This window comes from Verrucosispora sp. CNZ293 (assembly GCF_002754655.1).
Genome location: NZ_PEFR01000001.1, coordinates 159,055 through 182,630 on the forward strand (window position 1 = coordinate 159,055; position 23,576 = coordinate 182,630).

21 protein-coding genes and 1 pseudogene are annotated in these 23,576 nt (G+C 71.2%); 10 read left to right on the top strand and 12 right to left on the bottom strand.

Annotation, left to right across the window (positions count from 1 at the left end):
* Positions 1 to 48: 48 nt before the first annotated feature.
* Positions 49 to 2,024 (top strand): annotated as a pseudogene (gene uvrC / locus CLT74_RS00710) (excinuclease ABC subunit UvrC).
* Positions 2,025 to 2,310: 286 nt separating this feature from the next.
* Here the strand turns inward: uvrC and recQ are convergent.
* Positions 2,311 to 4,203, bottom strand: a complete 1,893-nt coding sequence (gene recQ, locus CLT74_RS00715) for a DNA helicase RecQ (protein WP_486581873.1) — start codon at positions 4,201 to 4,203, stop codon at positions 2,311 to 2,313.
* Positions 4,204 to 4,337: 134 nt separating this feature from the next.
* A complete protein-coding gene (locus CLT74_RS00720) occupies positions 4,338 to 4,991 on the bottom strand; it encodes a hypothetical protein (RefSeq protein ID WP_099844811.1) in 654 nt (217 codons plus the stop codon).
* Between the two features lie 266 nt (positions 4,992 to 5,257).
* Between CLT74_RS00720 and rapZ the strand changes: the two genes are divergently transcribed.
* The 9 genes from rapZ to CLT74_RS00765 all read left to right on the top strand — a co-directional run bounded on the left by rapZ (position 5,258) and on the right by CLT74_RS00765 (position 13,208).
* Positions 5,258 to 6,106, top strand: coding sequence for an RNase adapter RapZ (gene rapZ, locus CLT74_RS00725; protein ID WP_099851059.1), 849 nt, complete (start codon positions 5,258 to 5,260; stop codon positions 6,104 to 6,106).
* A complete protein-coding gene (locus CLT74_RS00730) occupies positions 6,103 to 7,074 on the top strand; it encodes a uridine diphosphate-N-acetylglucosamine-binding protein YvcK (protein WP_099844812.1) in 972 nt (323 codons plus the stop codon). The genes rapZ and CLT74_RS00730 overlap by 4 nt, the downstream gene beginning before the upstream one ends.
* A gap of 54 nt (positions 7,075 to 7,128) precedes the next feature.
* Complete coding sequence (whiA, locus tag CLT74_RS00735) at positions 7,129 to 8,109, top strand: DNA-binding protein WhiA (RefSeq protein ID WP_093401454.1); 981 nt, start codon at positions 7,129 to 7,131, stop codon at positions 8,107 to 8,109.
* Positions 8,110 to 8,357: 248 nt separating this feature from the next.
* Positions 8,358 to 9,362, top strand: a complete 1,005-nt coding sequence (gene gap / locus CLT74_RS00740; RefSeq protein WP_099844813.1) for a type I glyceraldehyde-3-phosphate dehydrogenase — start codon at positions 8,358 to 8,360, stop codon at positions 9,360 to 9,362.
* Positions 9,359 to 10,558, top strand: coding sequence for a phosphoglycerate kinase (locus CLT74_RS00745; RefSeq protein ID WP_099844814.1), 1,200 nt, complete (start codon positions 9,359 to 9,361; stop codon positions 10,556 to 10,558). The genes gap and CLT74_RS00745 overlap by 4 nt, the downstream gene beginning before the upstream one ends.
* Positions 10,558 to 11,349 carry a triose-phosphate isomerase gene (gene tpiA / locus CLT74_RS00750; RefSeq protein ID WP_099844815.1) on the top strand — a complete coding sequence of 264 codons (792 nt, stop codon included), beginning with the start codon at positions 10,558 to 10,560 and terminating at the stop codon, positions 11,347 to 11,349. Before CLT74_RS00745 ends, tpiA begins: the two co-directional genes overlap by 1 nt.
* A 95-nt stretch (positions 11,350 to 11,444) precedes the next feature.
* On the top strand, positions 11,445 to 11,705 hold the full coding sequence (gene secG / locus CLT74_RS00755) for a preprotein translocase subunit SecG (RefSeq protein ID WP_099844816.1): 261 nt from the start codon (positions 11,445 to 11,447) through the stop codon (positions 11,703 to 11,705).
* Between the two features lie 98 nt (positions 11,706 to 11,803).
* The gene (locus CLT74_RS00760) at positions 11,804 to 12,187 is read left to right on the top strand and encodes an RNA polymerase-binding protein RbpA (protein ID WP_486582681.1); all 384 of its coding nucleotides are present in this window, start codon (positions 11,804 to 11,806) and stop codon (positions 12,185 to 12,187) included.
* A 61-nt stretch (positions 12,188 to 12,248) separates the two neighbouring features.
* A complete protein-coding gene (locus CLT74_RS00765) occupies positions 12,249 to 13,208 on the top strand; it encodes a DMT family transporter (protein WP_099844817.1) in 960 nt (319 codons plus the stop codon).
* Here CLT74_RS00765 and CLT74_RS00770 read toward each other — a convergent pair.
* From CLT74_RS00770 to CLT74_RS00815, 10 genes are read right to left on the bottom strand one after another with little or no spacing between them, the layout of a single operon-like run.
* Complete coding sequence (locus CLT74_RS00770; protein ID WP_099844818.1) at positions 13,173 to 13,847, bottom strand: phenylalanine--tRNA ligase beta subunit-related protein; 675 nt, start codon at positions 13,845 to 13,847, stop codon at positions 13,173 to 13,175. The two genes, CLT74_RS00765 and CLT74_RS00770, sit on opposite strands and share 36 nt — an antisense overlap.
* Positions 13,844 to 15,166 carry a Gfo/Idh/MocA family protein gene (locus CLT74_RS00775; RefSeq protein WP_099844819.1) on the bottom strand — a complete coding sequence of 441 codons (1,323 nt, stop codon included), beginning with the start codon at positions 15,164 to 15,166 and terminating at the stop codon, positions 13,844 to 13,846. Before CLT74_RS00775 ends, CLT74_RS00770 begins: the two co-directional genes overlap by 4 nt.
* Positions 15,163 to 16,272 (bottom strand): Ldh family oxidoreductase, encoded by a 1,110-nt coding sequence (locus CLT74_RS00780; protein WP_099844820.1) that lies wholly within the window; start codon positions 16,270 to 16,272, stop codon positions 15,163 to 15,165. The genes CLT74_RS00775 and CLT74_RS00780 overlap by 4 nt, the downstream gene beginning before the upstream one ends.
* Before the next feature lie 10 nt (positions 16,273 to 16,282).
* The gene (locus tag CLT74_RS00785; RefSeq protein ID WP_486581874.1) at positions 16,283 to 17,569 is read right to left on the bottom strand and encodes a M20/M25/M40 family metallo-hydrolase; all 1,287 of its coding nucleotides are present in this window, start codon (positions 17,567 to 17,569) and stop codon (positions 16,283 to 16,285) included.
* Positions 17,566 to 18,429 (bottom strand): sugar phosphate isomerase/epimerase family protein, encoded by an 864-nt coding sequence (locus tag CLT74_RS00790; RefSeq protein ID WP_099844821.1) that lies wholly within the window; start codon positions 18,427 to 18,429, stop codon positions 17,566 to 17,568. The genes CLT74_RS00785 and CLT74_RS00790 overlap by 4 nt, the downstream gene beginning before the upstream one ends.
* Positions 18,426 to 19,544 carry a DegT/DnrJ/EryC1/StrS aminotransferase family protein gene (locus tag CLT74_RS00795; RefSeq protein ID WP_099844822.1) on the bottom strand — a complete coding sequence of 373 codons (1,119 nt, stop codon included), beginning with the start codon at positions 19,542 to 19,544 and terminating at the stop codon, positions 18,426 to 18,428. The genes CLT74_RS00790 and CLT74_RS00795 overlap by 4 nt, the downstream gene beginning before the upstream one ends.
* A gap of 2 nt (positions 19,545 to 19,546) precedes the next feature.
* Positions 19,547 to 20,704, bottom strand: coding sequence for a DegT/DnrJ/EryC1/StrS aminotransferase family protein (locus CLT74_RS00800; protein WP_099851063.1), 1,158 nt, complete (start codon positions 20,702 to 20,704; stop codon positions 19,547 to 19,549).
* Positions 20,701 to 21,492, bottom strand: a complete 792-nt coding sequence (gene trpA / locus CLT74_RS00805; protein ID WP_099844823.1) for a tryptophan synthase subunit alpha — start codon at positions 21,490 to 21,492, stop codon at positions 20,701 to 20,703. The genes CLT74_RS00800 and trpA overlap by 4 nt, the downstream gene beginning before the upstream one ends.
* Entirely contained in the window at positions 21,489 to 22,676 is a 1,188-nt protein-coding gene (trpB, locus tag CLT74_RS00810) for a tryptophan synthase subunit beta (protein WP_099844824.1), read from the bottom strand. Before trpB ends, trpA begins: the two co-directional genes overlap by 4 nt.
* Complete coding sequence (locus tag CLT74_RS00815; RefSeq protein ID WP_099844825.1) at positions 22,673 to 23,464, bottom strand: indole-3-glycerol phosphate synthase TrpC; 792 nt, start codon at positions 23,462 to 23,464, stop codon at positions 22,673 to 22,675. Before CLT74_RS00815 ends, trpB begins: the two co-directional genes overlap by 4 nt.
* Between the last annotated feature and the right edge of the window lie 112 nt (positions 23,465 to 23,576).

Consider the following 23,576-nt stretch of genomic DNA (forward strand, 5'->3'; position numbering starts at 1 on the left):
CATCCAGGGATGATTCGGGCTGTCGGGGGCGGCGACTAATCTCGGAGTGTGGCTGATCCGTCGACCTACCGGCCCGCGCCGGGCACGATCCCCGAGGCGCCGGGGGTCTACCGCTTCTACGACGGCACCGGCCGGGTGATCTACGTCGGCAAGGCGAAGAACCTGCGCAGTCGGCTCAACTCCTACTTCGCCGACCTGTGGGGGCTGCACCAGCGCACCCAGCAGATGGTCACCACGGCCGAGTCGGTCGACTGGGTCACCGTGGGCACCGAGGTCGAGGCGCTCCAGCTCGAATACCTCTGGATCAAGCAGTACGACCCGAGATTCAACGTCCGGTACCGCGACGACAAGTCCTACCCCTACCTGGCGGTGACCCTCGACGAGGAATACCCCCGGCTCCAGGTGATGCGCGGGGCAAAGCGCAAGGGGGTGCGTTACTTCGGGCCGTACTCACACGCCTGGGCGATCCGCGAGACGCTCGACCTGCTGCTGCGGGTCTTCCCGGCCCGCACCTGCTCCGCCGGGGTGTTCAAGCGGGCCGGTCAGGTCGGCCGGCCCTGCCTGCTGGGCTACATCGGCAAGTGCTCGGCCCCCTGCGTCGGCAGCGTCTCCGCCGAGCGGCACCGGGAGATCGTCGACGACTTCTGTGACTTCATGGCCGGGCGCACCGACACGATGGTCCGCAAACTGGAACGCGAGATGACCGAGGCCAGCGAGCAGTTGGAGTTCGAGCGGGCGGCCCGGCTGCGCGACGACGTCGCCGCGCTGCGCCGGGCGATGGAGAAGCAGACGGTGGTGCTCGGCGACGGCACCGACGCCGACGTGGTGGCCTTCGCCGACGACCCGCTCGAAGCCGCGGTGCAGGTCTTCCACGTACGCGGTGGTCGGGTGCGGGGCCAGCGTGGCTGGGTGGTGGAGAAGACCGAGGAGCTGACCACCGGCGACCTGGTGCACCACTTCTGCACCCAGGTCTACGGCGGCGAGCACGGCGAGGCCGACGTGCCACGCGAGCTGCTGGTGCCCGAACTGCCCGCCGACGCCGAGGCGCTCGCCGACTGGCTCTCCACCCACCGGGGCGGCCGGGTGACCCTGCGGGTGCCGCAGCGCGGCGACAAGCGGGCCCTGATGGAGACCGTCGAACGCAACGCGAAGGACGCCCTGGCCCGGCACAAACTCAGGCGGGCCGGTGACCTCACCACCCGCAGCAAGGCCCTCGACGAGATCACCGAGGCGCTCGGTCTGCGGACGGCGCCGCTGCGCATCGAGTGCTTCGACATCTCGCAGATCCAGGGCACCGACGTGGTGGCGAGCATGGTCGTCTTCGAGGACGGGCTGCCCCGCAAGAGCGAGTACCGCCGCTTCATCATCCGGGGGCCACCGACGACCTCTCGGCGATGTCCGAGGTGCTGCGCCGTCGCTTCGCCCGCTACCTCGACGCCCGCGCCGAGACCGGTGAGGTGGGCGTCGAAGCCGACGCCCTCCCGGCCGAGCTGGGCGCGACCGACGGCGGCGACGAACCGCGGATCGGAGCCCTGGTCGACCCGACCACCGGCCGGCCGCGCAAATTCGCGTACCCGCCGCAGTTGGTGGTGGTCGACGGCGGCGCGCCGCAGGTCGCCGCCGCCGCGCAGGCCCTCGCCGAGTTGGGCATCGACGATGTGGCGCTGTGCGGGCTGGCCAAGCGGCTGGAGGAGGTCTGGCTGCCCGACGACGACTTCCCGGTCATCCTGCCGCGCGCTTCCGAGGGGCTCTACCTGCTGCAACGGATCCGCGACGAGGCGCACCGCTTCGCCATCACCTTCCATCGGCAGCGCCGCTCCAAGCGGATGACCACCTCGGCGTTGGACAACGTCCCCGGCCTGGGCGAGGTACGCCGCAAGGCGCTACTGCGTCACTTCGGCTCGCTGAAACGCCTGTCGGCCGCCACCGTGGAGGAGATCACCGAGGTGCCCGGTGTCGGCCGCCGGACCGCCGAGGCCATCCTGGCCGCGCTCGGCGCCGGCGGCGACCAGCAGCAGTCGTGAATCCGGCCTGGCCGTCGCCGGCTGGTCTCGGTTGTCGCCCCTGTCGAGCTGATGGCACGGATGGATCGCCGAGGGCGATAGCGTGGACGGCTCAGCTCGACAGCATCCCGACCTGTACCCGTGGCCTGCGGCAGCGTTACCTGAAGCCGTGACTTGGAAGACCGTCACCTCAGCCCGTTACCTCGAAAGGCCGCCAACTCAGCCCGTGACCTCGAAAGGCCGCCACCTCAGCCGGTGATCGTGATCGCGCGTCCTGGCGGCTGCCAGCCGGTTCATCCGCTGGAACTCAGGCGGCCTCGGCGAGCACCCCGAGCAGCTGCTCGCCGTACTTGGCCAGCTTGTTCTCGCCGACGCCGCTGATCCGGGACAGGTCGGCCAGTGACGACGGCGCATCGGCCGCGATCTGCCGCAGCGTCGCGTCGTGGAAGATGACGTACGCGGGTACGCCCTGCTCCTTCGCGGTGGCCGCCCGCCAGGCCCGCAGCCGCTCGAACGTGCCGGCCGCCTCCGCCGGCAGTTCGGCGACCACGGTGGCCGCGCCCCGGGGCTTGGCCGCCTTCGCCGGACGCGCCGCCTCGCGGCGCAGCATCACGGTGCGCCGCCGGCCGAGCACCTCGCCGCTGGCGTCGGTGAGCGCCAGCGTGCCGTAGTCGCCCTCCACGGCCAGCAGTCCCTCGGCGAGCAGCTGCCGGACCACGCCGCGCCACTCCGCCTCGCTCAGATCGTCGCCGATGCCGAACACGGTCAACGAGTCGTGCCGGTGCTGGGTGATCTTGTCGGTGGCGCGACCGAGCAGGATGTCGATGCAGTGCCCGGCACCGAATCGCTGGTTGCGCTCGCGGTCCAGCCGGAAGACGGTGGAGAGCAGCTTCTGCGCGGCCACCGTGCCGTCCCAGGACTCGGGCGGCTCCAGGCAGGTGTCGCAGTTGCCGCAGCCGCCGGTGGCCGGTTCACCGAAGTACTCCAACAGTTGCGCCCGGCGGCAGCGGACCGTCTCGCAGAGCGCCAGCATCGCGTCGAGGTGGGCGGCGAGGTTGCGCCGATGCGCCAGGTCGCCCTCGGAGGTGTCGATCATCTTTCGTTGCTGCACCACGTCCTGGAGCCCGTACGCCAGCCAGGCGGTGGACGGCAACCCGTCGCGGCCGGCGCGGCCGGTCTCCTGGTAGTAGCCCTCGACCGACTTGGGCAGGTCGAGGTGGGCGACGAACCGTACGTCGGGTTTGTCGATGCCCATCCCGAAGGCGATCGTCGCCACCATCACCACGCCGTCGGCGCGCAGGAAGCGCTGCTGGTTGGCGGCGCGGGTGCCGGCGTCGAGGCCGGCGTGGTAGGGCAGCGCGTCGATGCCGTTGGCGACCAGGAAGTCGGCGGTCTTCTCCACCGAGGCCCGCGACAGGCAGTAGACGATGCCGGAATCGCCGGGGTGCTCGTCGCGCAGCAGAGCGAGCAGTTGCTTGCGTGGCTCCCGCTTCGGCACGATCCGGTACTGGATGTTGGGCCGGTCGAAGCTGGCCACGAAGTGCCGCGCCTCGGTGAGGCTGAGCCGGGTGGCGATCTCGGACCGGGTGGCGCTCGTCGCGGTGGCGGTCAACGCGATGCGGGGTACACCCGGCCAACGTTCGTGCATCGACAGGTTCAGGTAGTCCGGCCGGAAGTCGTGACCCCACTGCGACACGCAGTGCGCCTCGTCGATGGCGAACAGGCTGATCCGCCCCCGGTCCAGCAGGCTCAGCGTGGCCCGGCTGGCCAGCGCCTCCGGCGCGAGGTAGAGCAGGTCGATCTCGCCGGCCACGAACTCCGCCTCGACCAGCCGACGAGTGTCCAGGTCGAGGGTGGAGTTGAGGAAACCGGCCCGGACGCCGACAGCGGTGAGCGCGTCGACCTGGTCCTGCATCAGCGCGATCAGCGGCGAGATCACCACGGCGACGCCGTCGCGGACCAGCGCCGGGATCTGGTAGCACAACGACTTGCCGCCGCCGGTGGGCATCAGCACCAGCGCGTCGCCGCCGGCCACCACGTGGTCGATGACCTCCCGCTGAAAGCCCCGGAACGCGTCGTACCCGAAGACCCGCCGCAGCACCTCAAGCGTCGCTGTCACCTTCTCGGCGGTGGGTGCGTCGGAAGCGGCCAGGTCGGTGACGCTCACGTCGGCGCTGCTCGGGTCGGCGGGGGAGACCATCCGAGGATTCTACGAGCGGCTGATCTCCGCGCTCGATCCGTGGCAGTTCCGGTGCTGCCGGTTCGGCGTGTCGACCACCTGGGGTGCCACAGTTCGACGCGGGGCGCCGCGCAGCCACTGATCAGGGCGGGGGGTCACGGGGTGGGTGGGACGGGGACGCGTTTGGCCCAGCGCACGTCACCGTCGGGGTCGACGTGGCAGAACGCCACCACCAGACGCGACGGGTCGGTCAACGGCAGGGCGCCGGGCACCAGTCGGAAGACGGCGATCAGGCTGCCGTCGGCGGTCGCGCGGGTGCCCACCGCGCCGACGTTGTCCGGGGTGGTGAACGTGCCCTCGGGCTCCTCGCGGGTGGCCGTGTCGGCGAGCCAGGCGTACCGCTCGGCCAGCACGTCGTACGCTCCGGCCCAGTTGGAACCGGTGCCGCCGTCGCGGTCCCAGCCGGCGTAGGGCTGCACCACCCGGGCGGGTTCCACCCGGGAGTCGAGCAGGATGACCTGGTAGTAGCCCTTCCGTGGCGGCCCGGACCAGCGCAGCCGCAACACCACCGACTGCCGGTCGGGGTCACCTATGACGTTGTCCACCGGCTCGGGCCAGCCCAACGCGACGACCGCGCCCGTCACCCCGTCCGGATCCGGCAGCACCGCCTCGACGGTCACCGCCACCTGGTCGCCGCCGCGAGCCCATTCGCGTTCGCGGTCGACGTAGCGGTCCACCGTGGCCAGCACCGCGATCGTGACCGACACCAGGGCAACCACCCAGCGCAGCCGCGCCCCGTGCCTGCCCATGGCCGGAGAATAGCCGCGGCGCGCGTCGCGCGCCGTCAGTCAGCCGACAGACCGGCCGGCGCTTTCGGTGACCCTGCCGGGAACGCGGCGGTGCGTCCCGCGGAGCCGGACACCGGCGAGCTAGAGTCGCTGCTTGACCAAGCCCGGCCGGACCGGCCGGGGCAGCGCGGCTGGAGGTTTGACGGGTGGGCGAGGCGCACACGACCGGTCACCGTACGGGCGTTCCCGGTGAGCAGACCGGGGCGACCGCCGAGACGGACACCACACTGGTCGTGGTCACCGGCCTGTCCGGCGGTGGCCGCAGCACCGTGGCCCGGGCGCTGGAGAACGTCGGCTTCTACGTCGTCGACAACCTGCCGCAGGCCCTGCTGCTGGACATGGCCGAGCTGGCGGTGAAGGCGGGTGGGGCGGCCCGGCGCACCGCGATGGTGCTCGACGTGCGCTCCCGGGCCTTCTCCACCGATCTGGCCGAGGCGATCCGGGAGCTGAAGGAGCGTGGCTACGCACCCCGGGTGGTCTTCGTCGACGCCGACGACGAGGTGCTGATCCGCCGGTTCGAGAGCGTGCGGCGCTCGCACCCGTTGCAGGGCGACGGCCGGCTCGCCGACGGCATCGCCGTCGAGCGGGGTCTGCTGGAGGAGGCCCGCGACCAGGCTGACGTGATCATCGACACCAGCCACCTCAACGTGAACCAGCTGCGCCGGCGGGTCGAGGAGCTGTTCGGCGGGGAGGACGCCCGTCGATTGCGGCTGACCGTGATCTCCTTCGGCTTCAAGTACGGCCTGCCACCGGACGCCGACTTCGTGATGGACGCCCGGTTCCTGCCCAACCCGTACTGGGTGCCCGAACTGCGCGAGCACACCGGGCGCGAGGAGGCGGTGAGCGCGTACGTGCTGGGGCAGGAGGGTGCGGACGCCTTCGTCGATGCGTACGCGGACCTGGTCAACGCCACCACTGCCGGGTTCGAGCGGGAGGGCAAGCGGTACCTGACCGTGGCGGTCGGCTGCACCGGTGGCAAGCATCGCAGCGTGGCGATCGCCGAGGAGTTGGCGGCCCGGCTGCGCCGCTCCGGGCTGGCGGCCAACGCCCAGCACCGCGACCTGGGGCGGGAATGACGATCCGGGTGGTGGCGTTCGGCGGCGGGCACGGTCTGTCCGCCTCGCTGCGCGCGCTGCGCCGTTGCGCTCCCGAACTGGACCTGGACATCACGGCTGTGGTGACCGTCGGTGACGACGGCGGGTCCAGCGGCCGGCTGCGTGCCGAGCGGGGCGGGTTGCCCCCCGGCGACCTGCGGCAGGCACTCGTGGCGTTGGCCGGCGACCATCCCGCCACCCGACGCAGCGCCGGGCTGTTCCAGCACCGGTTCGCCGAGGTCGCGGCCGGTGGCCGGGGTGACGGGCTGGCCGGACACGCGGTGGGCAACCTGGTGCTCTGCGGCCTGATGGAGTCACTCGGCGACCCGGTGGCGGCGCTGGAGCACGCCGGGGCGATGCTCGGTGCGGTCGGCCGGGTGCTGCCGATGTCCCGTCAGCCGGTCGACATCGAGGCCCGGGTACGCGGGGCGGACCCGGGCCGACCCGACGAGGTGTGCACCGTACGCGGACAGCACCAGGTGGCGGTCACCACCGGCCGGGTCGAGTCGCTGCGGCTCACCCCGCAGGCTCCGGCGGCGTGCGCGGAGGCGGTCGCCGCGATCGGCACCGCCGACTGGCTGATCTTCGGGCCGGGCAGTTGGTACACGAGCGTGCTGCCGCATCTGCTGGTGCCGCAGTTGGCCACGGCGATCCTGGCCAGCCCGGCGCGACGACTCGTCACTCTCAACCTGGCCGCCGAGAAGGAGACGCTCGGGCTCTCCGTCGCCGACCACCTGGTGGCGCTGCGCTGGTACCTGCCGGAGCTGACCGTCGACTTCGTGCTCGCCGACGCCAAGGCGGTGGGTGACCCCGAACCGGTCCACGGTGCGGCAGAATCCCTGGGAGCCCGACTGGTCCTCGCTCCCGTCGCGGTCGACGACGGCACTCCCCGTCATGATCCGGCTGCTCTGGGCGCCGCCCTGGTGCCTGTACTGGGCGCCGATCGTTAGACACGTACGTAATCTCCGGCGACACGCCGGAACCGGTCCGTGAGGGGACGCACAATGGCGATGACGGCTGCGGTCAAGGACGAGCTGAGTCGGGTCGACGTGCCCAAGCCCTGCTGCCGGCGGGCGGAGATGGCGGCGCTGCTGCGGTTCGCCGGTGGGCTGCACATCGTCTCCGGGCGGGTGGTGGTGGAGGCCGAACTCGACACCGGCGCGGTGGCCCGGCGGCTGCGGCGGGAGATCGCCGAGGTCTACGGCTACCCGAGCGAGATCCATGTGCTCGCCTCCGGTGGGCTGCGCAAGGGCAGCCACTTCATCGTCCGGGTGGTGAAGGACGGTGAGGCCCTGGCCCGGCAGACCGGGCTGCTCGACGTGCGTGGCCGGCCGGTACGGGGACTACCGCCGCACGTCGTGGCCGCGAGCGTCTGCTGCGCGGTGTCCGCCTGGCGGGGGGCGTTCATGGCGCACGGCTCGTTGACCGAGCCGGGGCGCTCCAGCGCCCTGGAGATCACCTGCCCCGGGCCGGAGTCGGCGCTGGCGCTTGTCGGCGCGGCGCGGCGGCTCGGCATCACCGCCAAGAACCGGGAGGTACGCGGCGTCGACCGGGTGGTCGTCAAGGACGGCGACGCGATCGCCGCGCTGCTCACCCGCATCGGTGCCCACTCCAGTGTGCTGGCCTGGGAGGAGCGTCGGGTCCGGCGCGAGGTCCGGGCGACGGCCAACCGGCTGGCGAACTTCGACGACGCCAACCTACGGCGTTCGGCCCGGGCGGCGGTCGCCGCGGCGGCCCGGGTGACCAGGGCGTTGGAGATCCTCGCCGACGACGCGCCGGAGCATCTGACCTCGGCCGGTCGGCTGCGGCTGGAGCACCGGCAGGCGTCGCTGGAGGAGCTTGGCGCGCTTGCCGACCCGCCGTTGACCAAGGACGCCATCGCCGGGCGGATCCGGCGGCTGCTGGCGCTGGCCGACAAGCGCGCCCGGGACCTGGGCATCCCGGATACCGAAGCGGCCGTCACGCCCGACATGCTCGTGGTCTGATAGGACGGTGGGGCGACCACCCGGCGCAGCGTGGCTCGGCACGCTCGGATATGGTCGCTGCGTACGGCAAGGGGGCCGGCACCGGTGTTTCCCGCCGTACCCACCGCCTCGACGGCGGTCAGGTCCCTCGGACCGCGGCGGGGTGGCCGGGATGAACCGTCAACGGCCGGCTCCAACGGTCGGCGCACACCGCTTCGCCGGCCGAGGGTCTCCACGCCGGCGGACCAGAACGCGAGGAGATGGGACCTGTGACCATCCGGGTTGGCATCAACGGCTTCGGCCGGATCGGCCGTAACTTCTTCCGGGCAGTGCTGGCGTCCGGCGCTGACGTCGAGGTCGTGGCCGTCAACGACCTGACCGACAACGCGACGCTCGCCCACCTGCTCAAGTACGACAGCATCCTGGGTCGCCTCCCGCAGGAGGTCAAGGCCACCGCCGACGAGATCACCGTCGGGGGCAAGTCCATCAAGGCGTACGCCGAGAAGGACCCGGCGGCGCTGCCGTGGGGCGACGTCGGCGCGGACGTGGTCATCGAGTCGACCGGCTTCTTCACCGACGGCACCAAGGCCAAGGCGCACATCGACGGCGGGGCCAAGAAGGTCATCATCTCCGCTCCGGCGAAGAACGAGGACGTCACGGTCGTGATGGGCGTCAACGACGGCCAGTACGACCCGGCCAGCCACAACATCATCTCGAACGCCTCCTGCACCACCAACTGCCTGGCGCCGATGGCGAAGGTCCTGCACGACACGTTCGGCATCCAGCAGGGTCTGATGACCACCATCCACGCGTACACCCAGGACCAGAACCTCCAGGACGCGCCGCACAAGGACCTGCGTCGGGCCCGGGCCGCCGCGCTGAACATCGTGCCGACCTCGACCGGTGCCGCGAAGGCCATCGGCCTGGTGCTGCCGGACCTCAAGGGCAAGCTCGACGGGTACGCGCTGCGGGTGCCGATCCCGACCGGCTCCGCCACCGACCTCACCGTCACCGTCGGTCGGGAGACCTCGGTGGACGAGGTCAACGCCGCGATGAAGGCCGCCGCCGAGGGCCCGCTGCGGGGCATCCTGACCTACAACGAGGACCCGATCGTCTCCGCCGACATCGTCACCGACCCGGCGTCGTGCATCTTCGACGCGCCGCTGACCAAGGTCATCGGCAACCAGGTGAAGGTCGTCGGCTGGTACGACAACGAGTGGGGCTACTCCAACCGCCTGGTCGACCTGGTGAAGCTGGTGGGTAGCTCGCTGTGAGCATCCGTAACCTCGACGACCTGCTCGCCGAGGGGGTCTCGGGTCGGCGCGTGCTGGTGCGCGCCGACCTGAACGTCCCACTCGACAAGCAGACCGGCGACATCACCGACGACGGCCGCATCCGGGCGGTGCTGCCGACCCTCGGTGCGCTGACCGAGGCCGGCGCCAAGGTCGTCGTCTGCTCCCACCTGGGCCGGCCGAAGGGTGCGCCGGACCCGCAGTTCAGCCTCGCCCCGGTCGCCGGGCGGCTCGGTGAACTGCTCGGCACGACCGTGCACGCCGCCACCGACACGGTCGGTGAGTCCGCCCAGGCGACGGTGGCGGCGCTCGCCGACGGCGAGGTGGCGCTGCTGGAGAACCTCCGCTTCAACAAGGGGGAGACCAGCAAGGACGACGCCGAGCGGGGCGCCTTCGCCGACCAGTTGGCCGCCCTCGGTGACGTGTACGTCGACGACGCGTTCGGCGCGGTGCACCGCAAGCACGCAAGCGTCCACGACGTGCCCGCGCGGCTGCCGCACTTCGCCGGCCGGCTGGTGCTGCGCGAGGTGGAGGTGCTCTCGCAGCTCACCGGCGACCCCGAGCGGCCGTACGTGGTGGTGCTCGGCGGGTCGAAGGTCTCCGACAAGCTCGCGGTGATCGAGGCGCTGCTGCCGACTGTCGACCGGCTGCTCATCGGTGGTGGCATGTGCTTCACCTTCCTCAAGGCCCAGGGTCACGAGGTCGGTTCCTCGCTGCTGGAGGCCGAGATGGTGGAGACCTGCCGCAACCTGCTGGAGCGCTCCGAGGGCAAGATCATGCTCCCGGTCGACGTGGTGGCCGCCGACGCGTTCGCCCCGGACGCCGCGCACGACACCGTGCCGGCCGAGGGCATCCCCAGCAAGCGGGTGGGGCTGGACGTCGGCCCGAAGACGGTGGCCGGCTTCGCCGCAGCGCTCAAGGGCGCCCGGACGATCTTCTGGAACGGCCCGATGGGCGTGTTCGAGATGCCCGCGTTCGCGCACGGCACCCGTGGGGTGGCCGAGGCGATCGCCGGGGCGGACGCGTTCAGCGTGGTCGGTGGTGGTGACTCGGCCGCCGCGGTACGGGCCCTGGGGCTGGACGAGAAGGCCTTCGGGCACATCTCCACCGGCGGTGGCGCGTCCCTGGAGTACCTGGAGGGCAAGACCCTCCCCGGCATCGCGGCTCTGGAGAACTGATGGCGAGCGCTCCCCGCCGGCCGCTGATGGCCGGCAACTGGAAGATGAACCTCAACCACCTTGAGGCGAACCTGCTGGTGCAGAAGCTGGCGGCCAGCCTCACCGAGAAGCAGTTGACCGAGGTGGAGACAGTGGTGCTGCCACCCTTCACCGACCTGCGCACGGTGCAGACCGTGGTGGAGGGCGACAAGCTGCTCATCGGCTACGGCGCGCAGGACCTGTCGCCGCACGCCTCCGGCGCGTACACCGGGGAGATCTCCGGCGCGATGCTGGCCAAGCTCGGCTGCACGTACGTGGCGGTCGGGCACTCCGAGCGCCGGCAGTACCACCGGGAGGACGACGCGCTCGTCGGCGCCAAGGTGCAGGCGGCGCTGACCCACGGGCTCACCCCGATCCTCTGTGTGGGGGAGGGGCTGGACGTCCGGGAGCAGGGCACCCACGTGGCGCACTGCACCGACCAGCTCGACGCGGCCCTCAAGGGGCTCAGCCCGGAGCAGATCCAGCGGGTGGTTGTCGCCTACGAGCCGGTCTGGGCGATCGGCACCGGCAAGACGGCCACGCCGGAGGACGCTCAGGAGGTGTGTGGCGCGCTGCGGGCCCGGCTGGCCGAGACCGTGGACCAGGCCACCGCCGACGGGGTGCGGATCCTCTACGGCGGCTCGGTCAAGTCCTCGAACGTCGCCTCGATCATGGCGCAGCCGGACGTGGACGGTGCCCTGGTGGGCGGCGCCAGCCTGGACGCCGAGGAGTTCGCGAAGATCTGCCGGTTCCCGGAGCACATCACCGGCTGATCGCTCGCTATCCTTGACTCCGCCCGTCCGCCGGTCGGTGCCGCCGTGCCCGATCTGCCCGGGCGAGGATCGTAACGAGAGGACTGACCCCCGCCATGCCGCTCTGGTTCGCCTACACGTTGATCGTGTTGCTGGTCATCACGAGCTTCCTGCTCGTTCTGCTCATCCTGCTGCACCGCGGCAAGGGCGGTGGAATGTCCAGCATGTTCGGCGGTGGCGTCAGCTCCAGCCTGGCCGGCTCGTCGGTGGCCGAGAAGAACCTGGACCGCTACACCGTTCTGGTGGGCATCGTCTGGTTCGCCTGCATCATCGGGCTCGGTCTCTGGCTCCGGCTTGAGGTAGGTACGGGCGTCTGATCCGACCCCACAGGCGTACAATCTGCGCGCGGTCCGTCACCCGACGGGCCGCGCGCAGTCCGTTTCACCCGCTGCACCGCGTCGCCCGCCGTCCACCCCTGTCGACGGCGGTCCCCTCCGACGACAGGAGTCAGCGCCGTGCCGAACGGCCACGTCATCCGGGGCGCCCGCGTCGGGTCCGCGCCCCCACGTCCCCCGAACGCCACCAGCCGGTCCCGTGCCGGTCGGTCAGCTACTGGTGCCGCAACGGGCACCGCACCGACATCCGGATCGTCGCCGACGTGGCGGCCCCGACCGTCTGGGACTGCCCCCGCTGCGGGCTGCCCGCCGGCCAGGACGCCCAGGATCCGCCGGGCCGGACCCGGGCCGAGCCGTACAAGACCCACCTGGCGTACGTGAAGGAACGACGTACCGACGCCGAGGGGGAGGCGATCCTCGCCGAGGCCCTCGCCGCCCTGCGTAACCGGCGCGGCGGGGGGTGAGCCCGCCGTCCCGGCACGCCGCGGGTCATCGCCGTGAATGCCGAGGTCTTATGCTCACGCAATGGCTGTGACCGGTTACCGTACGGGGTTGATCAGCGGGGCGCTCGCGATGGCCTTCGTCGGCAGTTCCGCTGCCGTCAGCCCGCTGCTCACCGACTATCCGGTGTTGACCGGTCAGGCGTGGCGCTACGCGGCCGCGGCTCTACTGCTGCTGGGCTATCTGTGGCTGCGCCGGCTGCCGTGGGTCCGGGTGGGCCGGTCGGACTGGGCACGACTCGTCCTGCTCGCCGCAACCGGTCTGGCAGCGTTCAACGTGTGCCTGCTTCAGGCCGCCCGGCACACCGACCCTCCGGTGCTCGGAGCCATCGTCGGGGCGGCTCCGCTGGTGCTCGCCATCGTCGGGCCGTTGCTGGCGGGTCGTCGGCCGTCGCCGCTCGTGGCGGCATCGGCGGTGATCGTGGTGGTCGGAGTCGGCACCGTCCTCGGCGGGGGGCACTTCAGTCTGCCGGGCGTGCTGTGGTCCCTCGGCGCGTTGGCCGGTGAGTGCCTCTTCTCCCTGCTCGCCGTCCCGCTGCTGCCCCGGCTCGGGCCGGTGCGGGTCAGTGCGTACACCTGCGCGCTGGCCAGCGTCATGCTGGCCGTGACCGCCCTGCTCGTCGAGCGGGGCGACGTCGCCACCGTGCCCACCGGCGTGGAGCTGCTGTCGCTGGCCTTCCTCGCGGTCTTCGTCACCGCCGTGGCGTTCGCGCTGTGGTACGCGGCCGTCGGGTCGCTGGGAGTGGACCGGGCCGGCCTGCTGGCCGGCCTCGTCCCGGTGGCTGCCACCCTCATCGCGGCCGGGATCGGCACCACCGACCTGTCGATGCAGGTCCTGCTCGGCGCCGTCCTGGTCGGGGCGGGCGTGAGCCTGGGCATGCTCCCTCCCCGGCGTCGACCCGGCGGCGGGGAGGCCGGCCACGGGGGACAGCGGCCGGCCAGCCGCCGGTCAGCGCAGGTTGAGCAGGTCGGCGGATTGCCGTAGCGCGTCCGCCGCCTGATCGGGGGCGATGCCGTCCACCACGCACGCGAGCAGCAACACCCGGCGGGTGTCCGCCCGCACCGCCTGGTGAACGCCGTCGCGGTGGGCGAAGAGCGACAGCACCCGAGCGTCGTCGGCCAGGATCAGCCGGTCCGGCTCCACCGCCACGTCCTCCTGGGCACCGATCGGTCGCAGGCGTTCGCCGCCCTGACTCAGGGCCAGCCGGACCGGACCGGAGAGCCGCTCCGCGTCGAACACGCCGAGCGCGACCATTGTCGCCACCGCCGTCACGTTCACCGCGTCCACAGTGGGATTGATCTTCGGCCAGTTGCCCAGCGGTTTCGTCCGCAGGCCACGCTCGACAAGTGCCTGGATCGACGGCGGCTGGCGGTCCGGGTCCACGCCGATCTGCCGCGAGAAGCGTCGGTAGGCGTCGATCGCCGGGTGTGCGCGGATCTCCGCCTTCGCCACCCCGTGCCACCGGCCGTGCTGCTGCGTCCAACGCTCCTGCACCTCGCGTGCGATGGCGTCACCACCGCCCACCTCGGCCTCGACACAGAGCACCCTGACATCGGGAAATGCTGCCGCGACCGGCGGGGAAACGGTGACCTCGGCCATGGGCAGGTGCGCCTGAGCAGTCATCGCACAGCCTCCAGAAGTTGCAGCGAATCGCCGACCTGCAAGCTTAGGTCCTCGGCCGTGATGATGCGTTCGGTGTCGATGAGGATGTTGTAGTGGTTGGGCCAGTGACACTCGTCGAAACCGGCGACGGTGCCGATCCGCTGCCCGTTGCAGACCACCACGTCGCCCCGCTGCACGACGGTGGCCGTACTGAACTCGGCGAATCCGAGGAAACCGACCGCGTCCACCCGGTCACCCGGCCGGGTCGGCTGGTCCGTGGTCGTCACCAACTCGTGGATCTCGCCCTGTCGGACACACCGCGACAGCCACGGCGACATGGTCATGCCGCGTTCGTCGCGCCTGTGGAACAACAGCTTCACGAACCGCGCCATCGTCGGTCGCTTCGATGGCGTACGCAGCCGTGGTTCCTTGCGCCGGGCGAGCGCGTACGCCTGCTCGACGAGGGCGACGATGTCCGGACCCGCATCGGTGTACGCGTCACCGAGCGACACCACGTGCCGGAAGTCCGCCATGATCGCGGCGTACTCGTGGTCGAGCGAGGACTTGAACCCGGAGAATCCGGCCAGCATGTCGGCCGACCGGACCGAGCCGTCCTTTCCGTACACGGTGATGTCCTTGACCTCGCCCGACGGCAGTGCCCAGTCCAGCTCGACGGTGACCGGCACGCCGCTGACGGAGCGCAGGTGGAGTTCGGCGCAGAACTCCACCCCACGACGGACATCGCCGATCGTGGCGTCGACAAGTTCCAGGTCGCCGACGATCGTGCGGACCGCGTCCAGCGCGTTCGGGCCGTTGTCGATGACACAGCCACCGCCGCCCAGATCCTGGTCGAGGTACCACGCCTCCGATCCGGTGTGCTCCTCGATGCGCTCGGAGTAGCGGCACACCAGACGCTCGATGGCGTCCGGATCGCCCACTCCGAGGCGCAGCGCGGCCACGTTGCGGTTGTACCGCCGGTGAAAGGCGGTGAACAGCGTCCGGCCGGACTCCCGCGCCAACGCCGTCAGCTCGTGTGCGTCCGCCAGATGCACGGTCATCGGCTTCTCGCAGCAGACGTGCACCCCGGCGCGTAGCGCGTCGGCGGCGACCTCGGCGTGCACCGCGTTCGGCAGGGTCAACACGACCGCGTCGACCAGACCCGAGGCGAGGAGTTCGCGGTGGTCGGTGTAGGTCGCGACGTCACGGCTGCCGTCGGCGAAGTCCACGAGCTTCGTGTCGTTGCGATCACAGACGGCGGTCAGCGTGAGGTGCTCGTCGTCTTCGATGGCCCGCAGGAAGTACGGAGCGATCACACCGAGGCCGATGACCCCGATCCTCATGCCGGTCCCACCTCAGCCAGCGCGACCGGGACTGTCACGTCGAGTTCGGCACCGAGCCGTACCAGCTGGACGGCGACGTGGTGCGGGAGTCGGATCCCTTCGGCGTACGACGTCGCGGCCCGCTCCGCCTCCGGAGCCCCCGGGTAGGTCACCCGCTGTCCGGGTGCGGCGGGCGACGACGACACCGTGTCCAACAGCGCGCGGGTCTCGGTCGGGAAACCGTCCGCGACGCCGAACGCGGCGGGGTCGATCACGAGGGCGACCTGGCCGATGTTCACGTCCTCGGCCGGTTCGGTCTCGGTCAGTGCCTGCGGCCGGGGCCCGTACGCGGCTCCGGCCAACGGTCCGCACAACAGGTCGACAAGCAGCGCGAGGCCGTACCCCTTGGCGCCACCGGTCTGCGCGGTGCCGCCCAGCCAGGCCACGTCGGCGTGCCCGTCGAAGTACGCGTCGGGGTCGGTGGTCGTCGACCCGTCGGCGGACACCAGCCAGCCCTCGGGGACCGGTCGTCCTTCGCGCTGGGCCGCCCGGATCTTGCCGGTGGCCACGGCTGTGGCGCTCATGTCCAGGACGAACGGCGCACCGTGCGAGACCGGCACCGCCGCGCTCAGCGGGTTGGTGCCGAGCAGCCGCTTGACACCGCCCAGCGGTGGGACGACACCCTGAGCGCCGCAGTTGGACATGACGATCCCGATCAGCCCGCTGGCGGCGACCCGGCTGGCGTAGTAGCCGGCGCTACCGAAGTGGCTGCTGTTGCGTACCGTCACCATGCCGAGGCCGATTTCCCGCGCCTTGGCCGCGGCCAGGTCGACGGCGGTCACCATCGTGACGGCTCCCAGGCCGTTGTCGCCGTCGACGACGGCCGTGGTCGGGGTCTCGACCACGACCTTGGGTTGCGCGTCGGGTCGGATGCTCCCGCTGCGCAGGCGAGGGGCGTAGATCCCGGCCAGCGCGTTGGTGCCGTGGGTGGTGAAGCCGTGGATGTCGGCGTAGCAGATGACCTCGGTGGCCGTCGTCGCCGCCGGCTCGTCGAGTCCACACCGCAGCAGAACCGTCCGTACGAAGGTGGTGAGCTGGGTGTGCTCGACCGTCACGCTGTTGGCCATGTCTCTCCCGTTACTGTGTCGGCACGTGGGCGCCGAAACGCACCACGAGGTCGCGGATCTGTCTCGCGTAGGTCGCCAGGTCGTCGACGCGTACCCACTCGGCTGCGGTGTGCGCGCCGTTCTCGTCGAGCCGGCCCGGTCCGCACACCGCGACGTACCGGCCGGGCCCGCCGGCCCAGATGGCGTCGCAGGTGAAGGCGCTGCCGTCGGCCAGGCCGTCGTGGCGGGGGAATCCCGCCGCGGCGAGCAGGTCTTCCATCTCGGGGTCGCGGTTGTCGAGCACCGGCAGTCCTCGCTTGAGCCAGTCCAACCGCACCACCCGATCCCAGTCGTCGACCAGGCGGGCGGTGAACGGGTTGCCGAGGTGTGCCTTGGCGAAGACGTCACGGGCCTCCTCGACCGCCCGCTCCAGCTCGTGCACAAGCGTCTCCGCGCTGACCTGGTCCCGGTAGGCGATGTTGAGCAGCAACTCGCCCTCGCCGTAGACCCGGTTGTGCGCGGTCCCGGTGTGCAGACCGGCGACGCAGAGCTTGGCGCCGAGGGCGGCGGCCCGGGGGCCGACCGCGCGGACCAGATGATCCGCGAGGAAACCCAGCGCCACCGTGGCGTTGTGCGCGTCGGCGGGATGGTCGTCAGTGCTGCCCTCGCCGAGCACCCGGAGTCGCGGGGTCATCGCCGCCGTACAGGCGTCCATGACTAGGCCGCCGGTCGGCTCGGCGAACAGCATCAGTCGACCCGTGTAGCCCTGCTGCACCAGCCATCGGGTGCCGAGGACACCCATCGCGCCGCCCTCCTCACCCGGCACGCTGGTGAGCATCACCTCGATGCGTCGGGCCAGCGAGGGATCATCCGCGAACGCGGCGGCGACACCCACCGCGGCGGCCACCCCGGGTCCTTTGTCGTCGACGGCGCCCCGGCCGTGCAGGATGTCGCCGTCGAGGCGCGACTCGATGTGCGGGCCGACGGTGTCGACGTGGAAGTTGATGACCAGCCGTCGCTCCGGTGGTGCCGGGTCTCCCATGGCCACCACCAGGGAGGGCTGGGCATCGAGGAAGGTGTCGGGGGCGGCCTCCAGCGCCCGCCGGACCGGCATCGGGATCTCCCCGGACGTCATGCTCTGCGCGGGCGGGCTGTCGTAGTGGCGGACCTGGAAGCCGCGCGCGGACGCACCGGCGAGGAACACCTCTTGCGCCTGCCGGGTGGCGGCGATCCGTCCGCCCTCCAACGGCGACACCGAGTCCACCGCCATGAACTGCCGCAACCAGTCCAGGTCGGTCTGCGTCCAGCAGGCTGTCACGGCTGGGCTGCCCCTTCGACGATGTCGCGAAAGCCCGTCGCGTAGGCCCGGTAGCTCTGCTCCAGCTGCTCCGGGTCGCCCGAGACCTGCAGGTGCGGAATGTGCGCCACGTGTGGTTCCAGGCTGTACCAGCCCCGGTAGCCTGCCGCTTCCAGCCGGCGGATGCAGGCGGCCAGGTCCAGCTCGCCGGCGTCGGGCAGGGTGAACCGGGCCTGGCCGTCCGGGTCTCGGTGGCCGTTCTTGATGTGGACGTGTTCGACCCAGGGCAGCACCTGCGCGAGGAACTCCTCGGCCTGGTAGCCGTACGCCAGGCCGTTGCCCACATCGAAGATCAGCCTGAGGTGCGGACTGTCGACGTGGTCGAGCATGCGCAGCGTGTTGGCGGCGGAGGCCCCCGCCCACCCCTGGCAGTTCTCGTGCAGCAGCACGACTCCGAGCCGGCCCGCCTCGTCGGCCAGCAACCGCATGCGCCGGAGCGACTCCGCGGCCCACGCGTCGTCCGGCCAGCCGTCGTTGGGGTACGACATGACCCGGAGCCACCGACAGCCCAGCGCGTGCGCGACAGTCGCGGTGCGGTTCAGGATCGACAGTTCGGTGTCGAGGTCGGTGGCGACGGTGGTGGACCAGTTGCCGATCGGCGTGTCCAGCACCGGTACCCGCAGACCGCTGGCCTCGATCTGCCGACGCAGGTCGGCCACCTCGTCGGTGCCGAGCTCGTGCAGACCCCGACCGTCGACCGTACGCAGCTCCACCCCGGACATGCCCAGGTCGCGGTGGACGTCGAGCTGTCTCACCAGGCCCGGGGCGGCCTCGTCACCGATGCCGCAGACCCGGCTGGCCCAGATCCCCACCGCTGTCATGCGCCCTGCCGGTAGAAGCCGGCGATCTCCTCGACGACCCGCTCGACGGTTCCGGCGGGCAGTTCCGGATGCAACGGCAGCGCCAGGCACTCGCGGGACAGGCGCTCGGCGACCGGGAAGTCACCCGGCCCGTGGCCGAGGTGCCGGAACGCGGGTTGCAGGTGCAGCGGCCGGGGATAGTAGACCTTCGTCTCGATACCGCGTCCGGCCAGGTACGAGCGGAGGTCGTCGCGCTGTGGCGCGCGTACGACGTAGGTGTAGACGGCCTGCCCGGTGAGGTCTCCGGTGGGCGTCAGCACGACGGGCGCGGCCTCGCGCAGCAGCTCGCCGTACTGGCGGGCCAGCCGGCGACGCTCGGCGAGGAACTGGTCGAGGTGCGGCAGCCGGCGCAGCAGGAACAGCGCCGTGACCTCGTCCATCCGACTGTTGAAGCCGACCAGGTGGTGCAGGAACCGAACCTTCAGGTCCTGACCGTGGTTGCGCAGCATCCGGCAGGTGGTGGCCAGCTCCGGATCGTCGGTGACGATCATGCCGGCGTCCCCGATCCCGCCCAGCGGTTTGCCGGGGAAGAAGGAGTACACCCCGGCGTCGCCGTGGCGGCCGGCGGGTCGGCCGGCGACCTGACCACCCAGCGCGACGGCGCTGTCCTCGATCAGGCGCATCGAGTGGCGGTCGGCAAGTGCCCGCAGCGCCGGCATGTCGGGGCTGCTCGCGAAGAGGTACGCCGGCAGGACAGCCCGGCTCGCCGTGGTGCGGACGGCCTCGACGGTCGCCACGGTCAGCATCGCCGTGTCGTAGTCGACGTCGGCGAAGACCGGACGGGCACCGCACAGCGCCACCGTGCTGGCCGAGGAGATGAACGAGAAGGCGGGGGTGACCACGTCGTCGCCGGGGCCGATGTCCATCGCCGTGAGGATCACCGTCAACGCGCCGGTGCCGCTGGCGACCGCGATGGCCTCGGCGGCGCCGGTTCGCCGCGCCACAGCCGTTTCCAGGGCCGCGACCCGGGACTTGAGGATGAACTCGTCCGACTCGCCGACCTCCCGGACCGCGTCCAGGACGTCCTCGGTCCATCCGGCGTACCGGGTGGGGTAGTCGAAGTACGGGACTGCCATGGTCACTGTCGCTCCCGGTAGAACTCGTGGATCAGCTCGCAGACCCGGTCGACGTGCTCGTCGGTCAGGTCGGGATACATCGGCAGTCCGACCGCCCGCTGGCTGGCCGCCTTCGCGACCGGTACGGGCTGGTCCACCCCGGCCCGGGTGATCAGGCAGGGCTGCTCGGTGAGCGGCCGGGGGTAGTACACCTCGGTGCCCACGCCGTGAGAGGTCAGGTACGCGACCAGCTCGTCACGTCGCTCACACTCGATCAGGTAGACGTAGTGGACGAGGTTGCTCTGCCTGCCGGCAGGAGCGAGCCAGGGGGTGCGTACCAGTGGCGCGAGTTCGCCGAGCCGTTTGTCGTAGCGCGCCGCCACGTCCGCCCGCCGGGCGATCTCCGCGTCCAACGACTCCAGCCGCCACAGCAGGAACGCGGCCTGAAGCTCGTCGCATCGGCTGTTGTAGCCGAGTTCGAGGTATTCGTAGGAGCCGTCGCTCGGCTGACCGTGGCAGCGCAGTTGGCGTGCCGTGCGGGCGAGATCCTCGTCGTCGGTGAGCAGCATGCCCGCGTCGCCCAGGGCGCCGAGCGTCTTGGTGGGGAAGAACGAGAGCACCCCGGCCCGACCCCAGCGGCCGGCGTGCCGGCCGTCGATGTGCATGCCGATGCCTTCGGCGCTGTCCTCCAGCAGTTGCAGGCCGTGCTCGTCGGCCACCTCGCCCAACGCCACCATGTCCGCCATCTGGGTGAACAGGTGCACCGGCATGATCGCCCGGGTCCGATCCGTGACGGCGGCGCGGACCCGTTCGGGGTCCAACGCGTAGGAGCCGGGCTGGATGTCGACAAGGACCGGCCTGGCGCCGACGTGCAGCACCGAGGAGGCGCTGGCGAAGAAGGTGTACGCGGGAACGATCACCTCGTCGCCCGGCCCGATCCCCGCCGCCCGCAACATGATGATCAGCGCGTCGGTGCCGTTGTTCACCGCCACCGTGTGCCGGGCGCCGGTACGCTCCGCGATCGCCCGTTCCAGTTCCTCGCCCACCGGTCCGAAGGTGAACCGTCCCGTGTCGGTGACCGTACGCAGCCTGGCGGCGAGCCCGGCCCAGTCCCGGCGGATCGACGCCGCGCCACTGAAGAACGGCACCGCGGTGGTGGAGGTCGTCGTCGGAGCACTCATCGGCACGCCTCCTTCAGCTCACTGATCAGGGCGGTCGTCTCCGCGATCCGCTGCTGCGGGGTGGTGGCCGCCCCGATTCGCTTGAGCAGCGCGCTGCCGACGATGACGCCGTCGACCTTGCCCCGCAGGGCGGCGACGTGTTCCGGTCGCGAGATGCCGAAGCCCACCGCGACGGGCGTGGTCGCCGCGGCTCGGACCCGGGCGAGGTAGGCGTCGAGCCCGTCGGCGAGCCGGTCCCGGACACCTGTCACCCCGTTGTCGGCGAGGCAGTACAGGAATCCGCGGGATTGTCGCGCGGTGCGGCGCAGCCGCTCGGGACTGCTGCCCGGAGCGGCGAAGAAGACCTGGCCCAGGTTGTGCCGTTCCGCCTCCACCAGCCAGTCCGTGCTCTCGGTGGCGGGCAGGTCCGGCACGATGAAGCCGTCGGCACCGGCCGATGCGGCGTCGGCGAAGAGTTTCGGCAGCCCGTACCGGAGGAAGGGGTTGCAGTAACCCATCAGCATGATCGGCACGTCGTTGCCGGTGGCCCGCACCTTGGCCACCAGGTCGAGCGTCGCCGCCACCGTCACGCCGGCGCGTAACGCCTGCTGGGTGGTGGCCTGGATGACCGGACCGTCGCCGAGCGGGTCGGAGAACGGTGCGCCAAGTTCGATGACGTCGGCACCGGCCGCGCAGGCGGCGTCGACGAGATCGACGGTCTCGTCGAGGCTCGGGTAGCCGGCGGTCAGGTATGCCACAAGCGCGGTTTCGCGCTGGCTGTCCGCGAACGCGTGCTCAAGTCGCCTCACCGGTCTGCTCCATCCCGTTCGCGTATCGCTGCCAGCGCGCTGACCAGGTCCTTGTCGCCGCGTCCGGAGAGGTTCACCAGGATGTTGCTGCCGTGCGGCAGTTCCTCAGCCAGTTCGAGCCCACCCGCCACCGCGTGTGCGGACTCAAGGGCGGGGATGATTCCCTCGGCGCGGCTGAGCAGCGCGAAGGTGGCGAGCGCCTGCTCGTCGCTGGCCGTTCGGTACTCGACCCGGCCGGTGTCCTTGAAGTAGCTGTGCTCCGGTCCGACGCCGGGGTAGTCCAGTCCCGGTGCCACGCTGTGGGTCAGCAGGATCTGTCCGTCGTCGTCCTGGAGGAGGTAGGTGCGGGTACCTTGCAGCACGCCGGGCTCGCCGTAGAGCAGCGGTGCGGCGTGCCGGCCGCCCGGACCCAGCCCCTCACCGGCCGCCTGTACGCCGATCAGGCGTACCGGGTCGTCGAGGAACGCGCTGAACATCCCGACCGAGTTGCTGCCACCGCCGACGCAGGCCACCACCGCGTCGGGCAGATCGCCGACGCTGTCCAGGAACTGCTGTCGGGCCTCCCGACCGATGACGGACTGGAAGCCGCGCACGATCGTGGGGAAGGGATGTGGCCCGACCACCGAGCCGAGCAGGTAGTGGGTGGAGTCGGGGTGGGCGATCCAGTCGCGGATCGCCTCGTTGATGGCGTCCTTGAGGGTCGCCGTGCCGTTGTCGACCAGACGCACTTCGGCGCCGAGCAACTCCATCCGCTGGACGTTCGGCGCCTGCCGCTCGGCGTCGACGCGTCCCATGTAGATGGTCGCGTCGAGCTGGAGATGAGCGCACGCCGCCGCGACGGCCACACCGTGCTGGCCCGCCCCGGTCTCGGCGATGATGCGCCGCTTGCCGATGCGCCGGGCCAGCAGAGCCTGCCCGAGCGCGTTGTTGATCTTATGTGCGCCGGTGTGGGTCAGGTCCTCCCGCTTGAGCCAGAGGGTGCAGCCGTTGGTCTCGACCCCCAACCTGCGAAGTCTGGTCAGCGGGGTGGGTCGCCCGACGAACCTGTTCAACAGGTCGTCCAGCTCGCTGAGGAAATCCTCGCTGGCCTGGGCCTTCTGGTACGCCGCCTCCAGTTCCTCCAACGGAGCCACCAACGTCTCCGCCACGAACTGGCCGCCGTACCCGCCGAACCACCCGCTCATCGCACAGCCTGCACGATCCGGACACCGCGTAGCGAACGGAGCTTGTCCGCCGGGTCGTCACTGGTGAGCAGGCTTTCGCCGATCAGCGCGGCGTGGAAGCCGTGCGCACCGATGCGGGCCAGGTCGGCCGGGGTGTGCAGACCGCTCTCGCTGACCGTCAGCACGGCGGGCGGGATCAACCGACGTAGCCGCGTCGAGTTGTCCAGGTCGACCGCGAAGGTGCGCAGGTCGCGGTTGTTCACGCCGACGATCCGGGCGCCGGCCCGGACGGCCCGGTCCACCTCCTCCTCGGTGAAGGTCTCGACAAGCGCGTCGATTCCGAGATCGTCGGCGGCCGCTAGGAGGTCGGCGAGCAGGGCGTCGTCGACCGCCCGGACGATGACCAGCACCGCGTCGGCGCCGCAGTCGTGTGCGAGTTGCACCTGCCGTACGTCGACCAGGAAGTCCTTGAACAGCACTGGAACGGTGACCTCGGGGTCGTTGGCGACCTGCGCGACCAGGTCCGGCGAGCCGCCGAAGTAGGCGGTGTCGGCCAGGACGGACACCGCAGCGGCGCCGGCTCCGGCGTACGTCCGGGCCAGCGGCAGCGCCTCGGTCAGGGGCAGCAGGTCGCCCTTGGACGGCGACTTCGGCTTGACCTCGGCGATGATGCCCACGTCGGTACCGCTCAGGGCGGCGGCGAACGTGCCGGGACGGGCGGGCGTGGCACGCCCGCCCGCCTTCGACACCGGCGCTCGCGCACCTGTCCAGGCCGACCGCTTCGCCGCGACGATGTCGTCGAGATGCATGCGGAACTCCTTGCTGGGTAGTGGTGACTGCGTCAACGCGAGTCGGGTCCGGCGGCGGTGACGGCGGTTGGCTCGCCGCACAGATCGTCGAGTCCGGCCGGTGCCACGGGCA